This is a genomic window from Bradyrhizobium sp. WBOS07, assembly GCF_024585165.1.
Lineage (GTDB): Bacteria > Pseudomonadota > Alphaproteobacteria > Rhizobiales > Xanthobacteraceae > Bradyrhizobium > Bradyrhizobium japonicum_B.
Genome location: NZ_CP029008.1, coordinates 514,809 through 528,511 on the forward strand (window position 1 = coordinate 514,809; position 13,703 = coordinate 528,511).

Here is a 13,703-nt window from a genome sequence, read left to right on the forward strand (position 1 = left end):
GTGACGTGGTCAATCATCTGCTGCAGCCCAAGAAGCCATGCCAAAATGACCTAAGTGACAACAGTAGTTTGACCATCGTCGGGAACTAGCATCCCGTCTTTGGGTAGCCTCAGCGTCTGATTGGCAAAAATTAGATCAGGGTTGTCGAGCACGTCTCGATTTGCGTCGAAAATCTTTGTCGCATCATTCGCATTACCATAGAATCGTTTGGCAATTGCTCGCAGGACATCCTTCTTCTGCACCACGTACATCTCGTGCTCGTTCTGCGCCAGAATTGACCTATAAGCGTCAGTCACACCAAGTTCCACGGGGTCCACCTTTCTGAGCTGCGCGGCTACTCGGTTCAGTGTGGCTGGACGGTAGAGCTTGCCTTCTGGCAACAACTTTGGATCTTCATGCCAGCGTCTCCGTGCGCTGAAGCTTACTTCGTGTAGCTTCTCGGGTCCTGGCATTCGGTATGCGCCAAGACCTTTCATCGCGCGGTACTGAAATCCCGGCGCATCGCTATGCTCTAGCTTGTCCGTAAATTTCGGCCTCAGTTCGAAGATTCTCGAATTCTGCTCCGTATCGAATTGCAGACCCATTCGCATTGCGCCGAGCCAAACCCAATGAAGTGCTTGGTCAGATAGTCCCCGCCAATCCGCACTTCCGCCGACGGAGCTATGCACCCCTGGAAACCACATTTGTTGATATGGAGCACTGAAGGCGTCATCAGGGCTACCGGCTTTCTGATTAAGTTCTGCCAGATTGTCCCACAATGTCGGCTCGAAGCTATCCCTCCGCTCATCTATCGCAACAGCATGCCGTGCACTCCGAACAAACGACGACAGTCGCGTGTCGTGGAACTGATGCTTGGCATTGATCTTATTCGCGAAGGCTATATTTTTCGGGATGCCCAGCGCTCCCACGGTGTCCCAAACGCCTAGATACGTAATGTTCACTCGCCTCGAATCGTCTAGTGGGTAACGCTCCTTCGTCTTCCGCCACTCGCATTCCTCGTCAGAAAGCCAAGTGTCGCAGCAATACTCCGCACGAAACTCCATCAGCTTCGACGCGTAATCGGCAGTGCCATCCCGTCCTCGATACAGTTCGATAACGTTCTTCGCTTGCGACGCATGCCGACGATCCAGGATCCCACAATTGCTAATGAGACCGGCAAAACTCCTTGCCGTAAATGCCCCTCGGGAGAATCCAAAGGCATAGATCTCATCGCCCGGCGTGTGATTGAAAATGAGGTTCTGGTACGCCTCAGCCAAGTTTCGGACGAGGCCGTCGCCGAATACACCGCCCTTAATTTCGTCAAGCTTGCCGCCTGCCGTACCGACGCCTTGGTCATAATGAACGAATTGAGCTGAGTCCTCCGTCAACGGTAGGACGCTTTCGGCCGTCAACAGCACGTTCGTTGGATTCTTCGCATCAATGCTGTTCCAAGTGCCGTCAAAACAGAAAACCAATCGCTTCTTCATGGCTGGTTCCCCTCGGAGGACAAACTATCCGATTCGCGCCACAGCAGATACCACCGCAAAATCTCTCGTTGGCGCTGGAGCCACGGGCATCAACTCACTCAAGAAGGATGCACGTTCTTGTGCGGCTTGCGACGCTAACCGAACGAAATGGCGGAAGCCGCTGAACAACGACTAGCCCCTTTGGATGCGGGCCCTTTTACCGGGCGATGAGCCATCGGAAAAAGAGGCCAGAGTATTTGAATAGCGCGACGACTCCACAACACCAACAATGCCATTTTTTTAAGGTTGCCTCTGGTTCCATCGGCGAGAAATCCTATCACGCAGCAAGCAATGACCAACGGGAGGCCAACCCCAAACGGCCGAAGTGCGATCCCGGGATAACCGGTTCGAGTGCCGAATACGGCCCAGCAGAGAATGCGCCGGATATCCAGACCACAAGAAATGCCAATGCCGCCGCGGCGCCAAAATACATGCCATCGGTCATTCCATTGCCTTGCTCGTAGACTTCGCGAAACAGCAGCACACAGCCGCCGAATGCTACGAGCAACACCAAAGAAGTGCTGAGATCGAGGTCGTTCATCACGCGATCATATCGCAATGCCCATGCCGATGCTGTTCTCCGACGAAGTGAATTCACGCAGCGCTAGGCACTCCCATTTCACGGAGATAATTTTCGGACCCGTGACCCAATGCGTGGCGCATTGCCAGCTATCAAATCCGTCCTTCATGTGTTCCGGCTGTTCCCAAATACAACTCTATGCCCCAACGCGTTCGAGTGACTAAGCGGGAGACGATCCTTGAGGATGCTCCTCTCACGAGGCACGCGTGCGCTTCGGGTCAACAGCCGCTGTCGGACTATCAAGCGATGTCCGGCTTGCCTCGGGCAGCAGACATGAGGATGTCTCGTATGATGTTCAGCTTGGTGCCGAACAGGCCATCTTGCGTGGACACGGTTGCTCTCGTGCAACATTCGGTACGCTGGGAGCATCTCCGCCGTTAACCCTGTCGGCAAATGATTCGCCGCAGGTCGGCCGCTGTCGGCAAAGCTGCCTTATTGGCGTGGAGAATTCTCAGCTGCACTAACCGAGGTTAGAGGCGCGTATGCTGAGAATGGCGTTGTTGGGCCTCGTCATCCTGCTGAGCGTGGGAATGCTGTCGGCAATGGAACTGAGCGCTCCACCGCGTCGCGCGGCCCCGATCGTCCCGCGGCCTGCCGCGCAGAGCGCGGGCATCTCTGCAGCGCATGATGCGCTGGCGAAGGCCGATCGCCTCGAAATCGCCGCCGCGAGCATCGCGACGCCGGCAGAGGCAGCTTCAGGCGAAAACCCCGTTGCTCCCCGGGACGTCCATGTCGGCTCGTCCGCGCCGGCACCGATTGTCCGGCTTCGGCACGATGCCAAGACGAAGACGACCGCCGAACGTCCCAAGGCCAAGCCAAAGGTGACCGTCGTCAAGCGAGCTGCCAATACTCAACGTGCAAAAGCGGCCGGCGAGACCGAGCCCTGTCGGCTCAAGGCGTTCGGCGGCTTGCTCAAGGCGTTGAATTTGACCGGTTGCGAGATCTGAGGACACAACAAGCAGTCCAAGCCCGGGCCTGCTTTCACGAGGCGGCCAGGCATGCGCCTTGTCGCCGATCTTTCCTCGGCCGGCGTCTCGCAAATTCTGCCGATCATCCCTAGATTGCCCGCATGAAAAAGATCGGATTCCTCTCCTTCGGGCACTGGACGCCCTCGCCGCAATCGCAGACGCGCTCCGCCCGCGACACGCTGCTGCAATCGATTGAGCTCGCGGTCGCGGCCGAGCAGTTGGGCGCCGACGGCGCCTATTTCCGCGTGCACCACTTTGCGCGGCAGCTCGCATCGCCCTTCCCGCTACTCGCCGCCGTCGGTGCCAAGACGAGCCGCATCGAGATCGGCACGGCTGTCATCGACATGCGCTACGAGAACCCGCTCTACATGGTGGAGGACGCCGGAAGCGCCGACCTCATCACCGGCGGCCGGCTGCAGCTCGGCATCAGCCGCGGCTCGCCCGAGCAGGTGATCGACGGCTGGCGCTACTTTGGCTATCTCCCGGCCGAAGGCCAGAGCGATGCCGACATGGGACGCCGCCATGCCGAGGTCTTCCTCGACCTCTTGCGCGGCGAAGGATTTGCCGAGCCCAATCCGCGCCCGATGTTTCCGAACCCGCCGGGCCTGTTGCGGCTGGAGCCGCATGCGCAGGGCCTGCGCGAGCGGATCTGGTGGGGCGCCGGCTCGAACGCCACCGCGGTGTGGGCGGCCAAGCTCGGCATGAACCTGCAGAGCTCGACGCTGAAGAACGACGAGACCGGCGAAGCTTTTCACGTGCAGCAGGCGGCGCAGATCCGCAGCTTTCGCGCGGCGTGGAAGGAAGCCGGCCATGCCCGCGAGCCGCGCGTGTCCGTCAGCCGCAGCATCTTCGCGCTAATGAACGATCGCGACCGCGCCTATTTCGGCGGAGAGCGCGGCGGCGAGGACCAGATCGGCTTCATCGATCCGCAGACCAGGGCGATCTTCGGCCGGAGCTATGCGGCGGAGCCGGACGCGCTGGTTGAGCAGCTCAAGCAGGACGAGGCGATCGCGGAGGCGGACACCTTGCTGCTGACCATTCCGAACCAGCTCGGCGTCGATTACTGCGCGCATGCGATCGAGGCTATCCTGAAGCACGTGGCGCCGGCGCTGGGATGGCGCTGACATCAGCCGGCGCTGCACGACCAGAAGTCGCGATTGACTTCGCGCACCACCCCCGCCAATGATCCCCGCGGGGACTGTTGGACTGAATCAGGGGGTTGGAATGGGCTTGCGTCCGGGGATCTTTGTCGTGGCTTTCTTGCTGGCGGGGTGTGCGTCAGGACCGATGGGCAGCACGGCTCTGACGGATAATGTGAAGGCAAATACTGCAAGGCTGGTGGTCTATCGCTCATCCGCGCTGGGTTTCGCGATCCAGCCAAGCTATTCGGTCGACGGACGCTCCGTTGGAGGCAGTCAGGCTGCGTGTTTCCTGGCCTGCGACCTGCCTCCTGGCCGTCACGAGGTTGCCGTCAATAATCTTCCGCTGAGCAGCAATCTGTTCGGGCAGGGAAGCGAGAAGGTGAGCGTCGATCTGCGCGCCGGCAGCACCACCTATCTCTCCGCCCAGCCGCAGATGGGAATCATCACGCCCGGTGCAATCACGTTGATTCAGGTCACGGAAAGCCAGGGCCGCGCAGACGTCGCCAGCTTGCATCAGAGCAACAGCTCATGTGGCAAGGTGTGATCTGAGGCGGTCCGCTGCCGACACGCGGATGAGACGTCTTGGCCTGCAAATCATCCTGCGCCTGCTCAAAGCAAGGCCGCGCTGGATGCCTGTTTGTAGATCATCGCGACAACGAGCGAGAGCAGCAGGCCCGCGCCCGCGAAGATCGCGAGCACCTTCAGAGTTTCGGCGTCGATATCCGTTCGCATTGCGCGGGATATTGCCCTTGCCAATGAAGCCATCATCACCAGCTCCGACCAGGACCGCGCGGAGGCCAGGCCCTGGTTCATCTAGCGTCATTGGAGCAGGCCTGCGTGTGAACCAGATTACAGGTGAGCCGGGATTGCGCGGCCCCGGCTTTCATCACCGAAACCGGGCCTTGGCGTTCACTGCATGGTGCCAATGAGATAGATGCCGCCGCCGACGACCAGGATGGCGGGCACGGCCCAGAGAATCAGCACGGGCATTTTCCTCTTTTCCGATCAGCTGCTCCTGGGGAGGCAACGGGAAAAAATGGCAAACGTTCCGCCGCGAACGGAACAGGCAGGTGGATGGCGAGTTCATCGCAGCGCCGCATACAGCGGCGAGGGAGAATGCGATGAAGAGATTCATGCTGATATCGGCCGCCGCCCTGCTCGTGTCGACCAGCGCGATGGCGCAGACCACCGTGACGACGACGACCGGCGCCGGGCATGGCGCAACCGTGCAGATCGAGCCGGAATATCGCACCAAGATCCGGTCCTACGTCACCGAGCGCAAGATCCGCCCGGTCGAAACGCGCGAGAAGATCGTGGTCGGCTCGCCCGTGCCGCGCGACGTCGAGCTCGCGACCGTTCCGAGCGACTGGGGCCCGTCGCTCACCAAATATCGCTACGTCTATTCGGGCAGCCACGTGATGCTGGTTGATCCCGAGACCCGCATGGTCGTCCAAGAGGTGGACTAACGCCGCCGCGGCGGGCCGTGGAGGAGCGGCCCGCCGTGCATCTCCAATTGCATGATTGCCCGGTGCGCCTGATGCCGATCGTTCGATATGTCATGTTTGCCAGCTGTTTCATCCTGGCTGCGCTGTTCGCACTCGATCGCTCCCTGCCACCGCTCGCCGAGCTGTCTCCAGGGACCGATGTCGATCGCAGCGTCATTCGCATCCACTCGGCACGCGCCTGGCCCGAAAAGATCGTCCTCGACACGTCCACACAGATCGCGATCGCCGTCTCCTCGCCCTTGCTCGCAGCCGAGCGGCAGGACGATCATGCCAGCCAAGCGTTTGCGACGGCGACGCCGGAGCAGCCGGACACGAAAATCATTGTCGCACCTCCGCCCGACGCTGTTCGCGCAACCAGCCTTCGTTCGAAGCGGACAGCGCGTACGGCGTCTTCCGCATCTTCGATCGTCAGGTGATGGTCGGAGCGTTCTGACAGAAGCAGACCTCGGTAGATGGCGCGCAACGCGCACAGCTTCGCGCATCGGTCACATGAACAATCAATGAATGAAAGCGTGCCAGGCCGCCTCGCGCCGAGGAACTTCGCATTGTTGCTGATTCATTGCGTCAGCATGTCCGACATGAGGAACGTTTGTGCGATTGCCAGTTTATCCCGAGCCTGATTTGGCGATTTGTTTTTGAAACCCCTGGAGGAGATGGACATGAGAATCCTGAAGCTTTCCGCGGCTGCGGCCGCGCTGCTCGCCGGCACGGCGCTCGCCGTGGCACAGTCGAGCTCGACGGTCGGCACCGGCGGTTCGTCGGCGGGCGGCGGCACCAGCAGCTCGACGGTCGGTACCGGCGGCTCTTCCGCCGGCGGCAGCGGGTCGGGCTCTGCCTCGACGCTCGGCACCGGCGGCTCGTCGGCCGGCGGCGGCACCAGCAGCTCGACCGTGGGTACCGGCGGCTCGGCCGCGGGTAGCGGCACAGGCAGCGGCTCGGCCTCGACGCTCGGCACCGGTGGTTCATCGGCCGGCGGCGGCAAGAGCTCGTCCAGCGTCGGCACCGGCGGCTCGGCCGCAGGCAGTGGCTCGACCGTTGGCCAGTCGGGCTCCTCGAAGTCGCCCGGCATGGGCGACGGCAAGTCCGGCAGCCATGCCAGCGACATGGGCATGGAAAAGGGCAAGGGCCACAACAAGGACGAGTGGAAGAAGGACAAGAACTAGTCCGATCCCGGGAGCGGCCACGTGCCGCTCCCTTTGTCCATGTTGAGGAGGAGCCGCAATGAACAAGTCAATCGTTGCGATCATGGCGCTGGCCCTGATGGGTAGCGCTGCATCGGCGGAAACTATGGAAAAGACCGGCAAGACGGCATCGGGCGAGACCTGCAAGGTCACGGTGGTGAAGCACGCAGACGGCAGCATCAGCGCGGCCGGCTCGTCGGGTGCGGGCACCACGGGATCGACAGCGTCGAGCGGTTCGCTGTCGAGCTCGAGCTCGGCCGGCGGATCGTCCGTGCACGTGCAGGCGGGCGGCGGCAACGTCTCGAGCTCCTCGTCGACGGCGGGCGGTCCTGGCAGCACCACCGCCAGCACCATCACCCTCAACGGCTGCACGATCTCGACCTCGTCACCTTGAGATTGATCGAAAGGATCGAAAACATGAGAACTTTGCTTACGACCTCGGCGGTCGCACTGCTGCTCGCCGCCGCCTCACCGGCGCTCGCCCAGAAAAGCATCACCGGCGGAAGCGCCGGCTCGGCCGCCGTGGGCGGCACCTCGGCCTCGACGGTTGGCACCGGTGGTACGTCCACCTCGGCGACGGGCAACACCGGCTCGTCGATCGCGGCCGGTGGCAGCGCTGCGGCGGTGAACGGCAAGACGCAGACCGGCGTCAGCATGAACAAGGGCAACGGGCCGGTGCTGAATTCCAACGCCCGCGCGCAAGCCCATGAGGGCGGCACGTTCAGCCGCTCGCATACGCGGACCAAGGTCAAGGCCGGGCAAGAGGTGGGCTCGACAACCAAAACCATGTCGCACGTGCCGGGATCGAAGCCGACCATGTCGACGACGTCGACGACCTCGCGCTAACCCTCACCAACAGCCGCCCGAGCTTGCTCGGGCGGCTGTTTTCCTTGAAACCGCTTCAACCGGCGCTCAGGCTGTGGCTGATCCGCGTGACGATGCGGTCCCATTGCCGCTTCTCGGCCGCAGGATAATTGATCAGCACGCAGTGCACGTAGCCGCGCGAGAAATTGCAGCGGTTGTACCAGATCTTGTCGCGCTTGATGCTGGAGACCACGAAGAATCTCGGCGTGATCCGTTGATAGATGATGCCGGACGGCGGATTCTTCCTGGCCAGGAACGCAGCCGGCGAAAGGCCCTGCCGGTTGGAAACGGCCTGGACGGTGAGATCGGCCCTGCCGTCGGAGCTGCGAAATTGCTGGCCGTAACCATCGGGCTTGCCGGCCAATTCCGTGAAGACCGAGACGGGAACGTCGACCGAGGTCCCTGTCTCGGCAATCCGGTAGCTCGTCCAGCTCTCTGCTTTCGCGCCGGAGAGCGTGACAGACAGCGCCAGGGCGGCAGCAAGCATCGTCTTCATGTCGGCCTCATCATTTGCGCGGCGCCAGTTGCAGCTCCAGCAGAGCGATCCGCTGCAAATTCCCGACGTTGCGCTCGCCCGCCCCAGCCGTGCGCAGGATGGATTCCGCGAGCGCGTTGACATGCGAGGCGTGCACGGGCTCCGGCAATGTGGCAACCGCGGCATCCAGGGCGGTCGTCATCACCTCGATCACTTCCGGAGAAAATTCGGCGTTGGAAAAGTTCTTCATCGCGCATCGGCCCTTGGTGCGGGCCGTCGGTCAACGCCGGGAAAAACCGGAAGTTCCTGGAATCGTCGCGCGCCTGAGAAAGCAGATCCGGCCGGCGTGCCGCCGCTACGTCGCGGGCTGGTAGCGCATGAAGCGCTCCGATTCCACGTCCTCACGCGCGACGCTCTGCATTCTCACATGGCTGCCGATGACGAGCCCGGCGAGCGAGAGCATGAGACCGAGCGCGAGCGGCGCGAACAAGGCTTCTTCCTGGAACAATCCGTTGATCAGTACGACCATGACGCCGAAGCCGGCGAGACCCTGCGTCAGATAGCCCGACGTGGCGTAGAGCCGCCAGGCCTTGAACGCCACCGCGACATAGAAGCCCAGCGGCACGAAGGCGGCGATACCCATCTGGTACAGCAGCACGCCGATCGCGCTTTCGACCGCGCCGTCGATCGTTCCGGCCGCCTGTGCGGCACTCCAGTCGATGGAGAAATAGCTGTCCGACAAATTGCCGCCGATGCCGAGACCGCGGCCGAAGGGTCTCTGCATGAATCCATCCAATCCGCCCATCAGCCCGATGACGTGATAATCGCCGATCTGCAGGCCGACGCGGATCGCCAGAACCGCAAAGGCGATCAGGCCCAGGAAGCCGAGCAGCAACGTCACCACGGCGCCGAGCAGCCGGGTCGCGATCCACGCCGCGACCACGAAGATCACCACGATGAGCGCACCCTTCACGCTGCAAAAGACCAGCAGCGGCAACGCCGCGAGCGCCAGCAGCGGCCGTCCCACCGAGAACAGGAACAGGGCGCAAAAACCGACTCCGTAGGCGAAGCTGATCGGGTGCATGTTCGGACCGTTGATGCGCAGCATCTTCGACAGGCCGAACCCCTCGAGCAGGGGCGTGTTCAGGAAGTCGAAACTGAAGCGATCCTGGAGAGTGACCGGCACGTTTCCGGTCTGGCGCATCTGGGCTTCCCAGACGCCCGAATGGGTCGCCTTGAGCTCGTCGAAACCCCAGAACGTGTAACCGTTGGTGATGGCCAGCCAGACATCGCGAAAGACGAGCTCGACATAGCCGCACAACATGAGGATGACCGCGAGTGTCACCAGGAACGGCGTGATGCGCACCTCATAGGTCGCCGCCGTCAGCAGCGACAGCTGGAAAAGGAACAGCGGCAACACGATGTTGCGCAGATAGACCGCCGCCGGCTGCCCGTCCTGGATGAAGCCGATCGCGAAATACAGTGACACCACGGCGAGGGTGACGACACCCCAGCGCATGATCCGGTTCACCTCGGCCGATTGATTCCTCTGGCCCAGCACGTAAAGGCCGAACGTCGCCAGCCACATCACGGAGCAGACGAGGAAATTGTAGCCCTTGATGAAGTCGAGATCGGACGGTAGCGGTACCAGCGGCGACAGGATCGAGACGAACAGGTTCTGGAAAAACAGGACGAAGATCGCGATCGCCGGCGCATAGGTCGGGACCGCCAGGACGATCGCGATGCCGACGAGCACCTCGACGGCGATGCCGAGGATCGGACTGGCGAGGTGCAGGATCGGCGCGGAGCCGATCGTTGCCGTGGCCAGGCCGAAGATCAGGACCAGCTCGCGCCAGGCCGGCGATGGGCCGGCCTGCGCCGTCTCGACCTGCGGTGAATCCCCGGCGCTCATCGATCGTCCCTTGGCATCGCGCGGCCGGCACGATAGCGGGGCGATGTGTAAGGATGCGTTAACGATAGCGGACCCGCGCCGTCAGCGGCGGCCGGCCCGGGGCGCGCCGAGCAAGGCCCGCATCACGTCGGGATCGGGCCTGCCGGTGTTGCGATCGACGAGGCCGAAGCCCTGCGCCAGCTCCCAATGCGCCCAGCCCCAGCAATGATCGCGGCCGTAGGCGGTGACCTCCGCCAGCCAGCGCAACCGGCTCTCTCTGGGCGCGCCGGCCTTCAGCACGCCGAATTCGTTGACGATGATCGGCCGTGCGAATTGCCGCTGCCATTGCAGCGCGGGCGCAAGCCAGCGATCGGCCGTCGGCTTGTTCCTGGCGGCGGCGATCGCGACGTCGAGCATGCCCAGCGCCTTGGTCGCGCCCCTCAGCTCAAGATCCTTGCGCAGGGCCTGAACCCTGGGATCGCCGGGATTGATTGGATAAGGCAGATCGATGATGTCGTGCAGCGGATCCTGTGCGTCCCAATGGGCCTGATGGGTGAACACCATCGGATCATAGAAGTGGATGGCATAGACGACATCAGGGTCGGGCAGCGGGCGGAATCGCGGCAGCGAGTCCGCCCGCTGCCAGTTGACCGGACCGACAATGAGGGTATTGGCCGGAAGCAATTTGCGCACGAAGGCGGCGAGCGCCTCGACCTCGGTCTGCCATTTGTCGGCGGCGATATCGGGCTCGTTGAGCAGCTCGGCGAAGACGCGATCGGCCGGATAGGATCGGATGACCCCGGCAAGACCGCTCCAGGCTTCCTGCATTTGCTGCAACGCCGCGTCCGGATCTTCCTTGTGCAGGCGGTTGAAGCGCTCGCCGGGGTGAAGATCGACGGAGATGGCGTAGCCGAGCGTGGTGAGCTGCTTCAGCGCCCTGTCGAGCACGCGCAGCGTCGCCTCGCGCTCGTCCTTCGCGGCGAAACCAGGCATCACGCGCTCTGCCGGCACCGGCAGCCGGACATGGCTCATTCCCGCCCTGCGCAGCTGCTGCAGCAATTCAGCGCTCGGGGCTGCACCGTTGATCCAGCCGTCGGCATTGAAGCCGCGAGACAGTGCGGCGAGCCTGCCAGGTGCGACCGTCTGCGGCACGGGCACGCAATCGCCGGCGAGGACCGGCGGGCCCGACGCGATCGACAGCAGCAGCATCGCGCTGGCCAGCAGGCGACCACGCCAGCCTGCCATCGTCACACCGCAAGTCCCAATGCGCCGCCCTCGGGGTGCGGCGCCTGCGAGCCGGCAGGCGCATGATTGACGACGAGCCCCGTCGGCACGGCCTCGTACCGCGACAGCGCCGCGGTCACGCGGCGCATCGCCGCCGAACCGAGCTCGCCGGCGCGCGCCACCAGGACGATCAGGTCCGCATGCGCCGCCAGCGCGATGGCGTCGGGCTGCAAGGCGAGATTGCCGGCATGGACGATGATCAGATCGAACTCCGATCGAATATCGTCCTCAGGCCGCGCATCGGCCTTGCGGCCGGCGCTCAGGAGTTCGTCGATCGACTGCAGTCCCGCCGTGGTCGACCCATCATTCCATTCCGTCACCGGCGGCTGGTGGCCGGCGAATTCCCCCTGCAACCGGATCAGGACGCTCATCATGCCGCGCGTCACGGCGGCGCGATTCAGCGAGCGCGCAACGGTGTTGCCGCCGGCGCGCTTGCCGACCGACAACACCAGGGCGACCTTGCAGCCGCGCACCGGCACCCGATCGATCCGCTCGAGCAGCGGCCGCAGATGGGCACCGAGATCAAGCTCGCCGGGAGAAGCAATCGGCTTCTGCCAGACGGTGCTGGCCGTGGTCGTGGACGACAGATCGGGGATGCGGGCCCAGACGGGAAGCCGCGGCATCGCGTCCGGCCGGGCCGCGGCCGGAGGCTGGGCTTGCGGCGGGGCTTGTGGCTGGAGCTGAGGTTGGAGCTGCCGCGCCTGCGTCTCCGCCACGGCTGCCTGCATGGGAGCCTCGGTCGGTGCGGACTGATCGGACATGCTGGTCGTCACCGCGACGGCAGCGGTCGACGTCAGCAGCGAGCCGATTGCCAGCGCCGCCAGCAGCAGCGCGAGCGGCGGGCGCGTCGAGCGCAGCGGCGGAATGGCCGCCGAGGCGATCTTGGTCTGCGAGGCCTGCAGCTGACGCTGCTCGTCGGTGGTCTTGAACCGCGACAGGAACTGCTCGTAGATGTTCCGGTTGGCATCGGCGTCGCGCTGCAGCTCCTGCAGCTTCACCAGCGCCTGGCCGTCGACCAGCATCTTGGTCTCGACCTCTTTCAGCTGCTTTTCCAGCGCCTTCTGCTGCTCCAGCTGCGCTTCGTATTCGGACTTCGCCGTCTCGATGTTCTTCTTCCGCTCGACCTCGATCTGCCGGTTGATATCGGCGAGCTGGCTGTAGGAGATCGCGAGATCGGGATGGCGGTCGCCAAACACCGCCTTCTTCTGCGCGATCTGGTCATTCAAGGCCGAGCGCTGCGCCCGCAGCATGCTCAGCAGGTCCTGCTTGACCGGCCCTTCGACATTGGCCTTGAGATCGCGCTGCACCTGGTCGTAGCGCGCCTTGGCTTCCTCGGTGCGAAGCCGCGCGGCGGAGACCTGCTGATTGAGATCGGTCACCCGCAATTGCTGCGTGGTGGAATCCTTGCCGGCATTGAGGATCTTGTGCTCGAGCCGGAAGGCGGCGACGGCGTCTTCCGATGCGCGCAGGCGCTCGTTCAGCGTCTTCAGCCGATCCTTGAGCCAGTCGGCGGCCTCGTCCGTGGCCGCGGTGCGGACGCGGCCCTGGCTGGCGACGAACGCCTCGGCGATGGCGTTGGCGTAGGAGGCGGCGCGTTCCGGGCGGTTCGAGGTGAAGGAAATCGCAATGACGTAGGTGAGCCCGCGGCGCGTGATCTCGAGGCGGCTGCGGAATTTTTCGAGCAGGCGCGTCATGTCGGTATGGCCGCCCGCGATGTCATCGTCGTCGGCGATCTTGAGCTGCTCGATCAGGGGACGGAGAAAGCCGTCCGATTTGGCGATCTCGATCTGGCTCTGAAGCGCCGCGGCGTCCTGGCCGATGCCCGGCAGGACGTCCTGCTCCGTGGTGATGCGCAGCTCCCGGGGATCGAGCACGACCAGGGCCGTCGCGGCATAGCGGACCGGCAGGATCATGAGAACGATGACGCCGAGGGCGAACAATGCCAGCGCCAGCGTCAGGATGCGCCGGCCGTTCTCGCGCAGGAAAGAGAGTGCTCCGGAGACGGTCAGCGATCCCTTGATCAGCCCCGGCGCGGCGCCATCAGGCCTCGCCCGCGCAGCCTGCGGCGCTTCCCACGAAGCCGCTGGCTCCGTCGGGGCGATGCTTCGCGGAGATGGGCGGCTACCGAACGCCATGGGGTTGGACTCGAAATCAACTGACTGTCATAGCTCAGAGGCTTGCGACACCGTAAATATCCATGGTTAACCGCCCGTTACGGCCGGCGGCGCGAAGCCGTCAGGAGGCGCGGCTCCGCCATGCCGGCGGCGACGGCGCCCGGAACCCCCGTCGGTGCAGGCCGATTTTGGCG

The 13,703-nt window shown here is 63.6% G+C and carries 16 protein-coding genes; 8 read left to right on the top strand and 8 right to left on the bottom strand.

Translation table 11 applies throughout. From position 1 onward, the window contains the following. Nucleotides 1-50: 50 nt before the first annotated feature. Nucleotides 51-1,466: a phospholipase effector Tle1 domain-containing protein gene (locus DCM79_RS02390; RefSeq protein WP_257178467.1), complete on the bottom strand. Its 1,416-nt coding sequence runs from the start codon at nucleotides 1,464-1,466 to the stop codon at nucleotides 51-53. 316 nt (nucleotides 1,467-1,782) lie between these two features. After that, nucleotides 1,783-2,046 (bottom strand): hypothetical protein, encoded by a 264-nt coding sequence (locus tag DCM79_RS02395; protein WP_257178468.1) that lies wholly within the window; start codon nucleotides 2,044-2,046, stop codon nucleotides 1,783-1,785. 521 nt (nucleotides 2,047-2,567) lie between these two features. Here DCM79_RS02395 and DCM79_RS02400 point away from each other — a divergent pair. The 3 genes from DCM79_RS02400 (at nucleotide 2,568) to DCM79_RS02410 (ending at nucleotide 4,739) form a co-directional block, all read left to right on the top strand. Continuing rightward, the gene (locus DCM79_RS02400) at nucleotides 2,568-3,032 is read left to right on the top strand and encodes a hypothetical protein (protein ID WP_257178469.1); all 465 of its coding nucleotides are present in this window, start codon (nucleotides 2,568-2,570) and stop codon (nucleotides 3,030-3,032) included. Nucleotides 3,033-3,154: 122 nt separating this feature from the next. Next, complete coding sequence (locus DCM79_RS02405; protein WP_257178470.1) at nucleotides 3,155-4,177, top strand: LLM class flavin-dependent oxidoreductase; 1,023 nt, start codon at nucleotides 3,155-3,157, stop codon at nucleotides 4,175-4,177. A 100-nt stretch (nucleotides 4,178-4,277) separates the two neighbouring features. Then, nucleotides 4,278-4,739 carry a DUF2846 domain-containing protein gene (locus tag DCM79_RS02410; RefSeq protein WP_257178471.1) on the top strand — a complete coding sequence of 154 codons (462 nt, stop codon included), beginning with the start codon at nucleotides 4,278-4,280 and terminating at the stop codon, nucleotides 4,737-4,739. A gap of 65 nt (nucleotides 4,740-4,804) precedes the next feature. Here DCM79_RS02410 and DCM79_RS02415 read toward each other — a convergent pair whose 3' ends face one another. Further along, a complete protein-coding gene (locus tag DCM79_RS02415; protein WP_257178472.1) occupies nucleotides 4,805-5,008 on the bottom strand; it encodes a hypothetical protein in 204 nt (67 codons plus the stop codon). A gap of 308 nt (nucleotides 5,009-5,316) precedes the next feature. Between DCM79_RS02415 and DCM79_RS02420 the strand changes: the two genes are divergently transcribed. From DCM79_RS02420 to DCM79_RS02440, 5 genes are all read left to right on the top strand, one after another. Next, nucleotides 5,317-5,661 carry a DUF1236 domain-containing protein gene (locus tag DCM79_RS02420; RefSeq protein ID WP_257178473.1) on the top strand — a complete coding sequence of 115 codons (345 nt, stop codon included), beginning with the start codon at nucleotides 5,317-5,319 and terminating at the stop codon, nucleotides 5,659-5,661. A 62-nt stretch (nucleotides 5,662-5,723) separates the two neighbouring features. Continuing rightward, nucleotides 5,724-6,116: a hypothetical protein gene (locus DCM79_RS02425; RefSeq protein ID WP_257178474.1), complete on the top strand. Its 393-nt coding sequence runs from the start codon at nucleotides 5,724-5,726 to the stop codon at nucleotides 6,114-6,116. 243 nt (nucleotides 6,117-6,359) lie between these two features. Continuing rightward, nucleotides 6,360-6,863, top strand: a complete 504-nt coding sequence (locus tag DCM79_RS02430; protein ID WP_257178475.1) for a hypothetical protein — start codon at nucleotides 6,360-6,362, stop codon at nucleotides 6,861-6,863. A 58-nt stretch (nucleotides 6,864-6,921) separates the two neighbouring features. Beyond that, nucleotides 6,922-7,275, top strand: coding sequence for a hypothetical protein (locus DCM79_RS02435; RefSeq protein WP_257178476.1), 354 nt, complete (start codon nucleotides 6,922-6,924; stop codon nucleotides 7,273-7,275). Between the two features lie 23 nt (nucleotides 7,276-7,298). Beyond that, the gene (locus tag DCM79_RS02440) at nucleotides 7,299-7,727 is read left to right on the top strand and encodes a hypothetical protein (protein ID WP_257178477.1); all 429 of its coding nucleotides are present in this window, start codon (nucleotides 7,299-7,301) and stop codon (nucleotides 7,725-7,727) included. Nucleotides 7,728-7,782: 55 nt separating this feature from the next. Here DCM79_RS02440 and DCM79_RS02445 read toward each other — a convergent pair whose 3' ends face one another. The 5 genes from DCM79_RS02445 to DCM79_RS02465 form a co-directional block, all read right to left on the bottom strand. Next, nucleotides 7,783-8,241 carry a hypothetical protein gene (locus DCM79_RS02445; RefSeq protein WP_257178478.1) on the bottom strand — a complete coding sequence of 153 codons (459 nt, stop codon included), beginning with the start codon at nucleotides 8,239-8,241 and terminating at the stop codon, nucleotides 7,783-7,785. Between the two features lie 10 nt (nucleotides 8,242-8,251). After that, entirely contained in the window at nucleotides 8,252-8,470 is a 219-nt protein-coding gene (locus DCM79_RS02450; RefSeq protein ID WP_257178479.1) for a hypothetical protein, read from the bottom strand. Between the two features lie 105 nt (nucleotides 8,471-8,575). Beyond that, entirely contained in the window at nucleotides 8,576-10,132 is a 1,557-nt protein-coding gene (locus tag DCM79_RS02455) for a hypothetical protein (RefSeq protein WP_257178480.1), read from the bottom strand. A gap of 81 nt (nucleotides 10,133-10,213) precedes the next feature. Then, a complete protein-coding gene (locus DCM79_RS02460) occupies nucleotides 10,214-11,356 on the bottom strand; it encodes a glycoside hydrolase family 5 protein (protein ID WP_257178481.1) in 1,143 nt (380 codons plus the stop codon). A gap of 2 nt (nucleotides 11,357-11,358) precedes the next feature. Next, on the bottom strand, nucleotides 11,359-13,530 hold the full coding sequence (locus tag DCM79_RS02465) for an exopolysaccharide transport family protein (protein ID WP_257178482.1): 2,172 nt from the start codon (nucleotides 13,528-13,530) through the stop codon (nucleotides 11,359-11,361). Nucleotides 13,531-13,703: the final 173 nt, after the last annotated feature.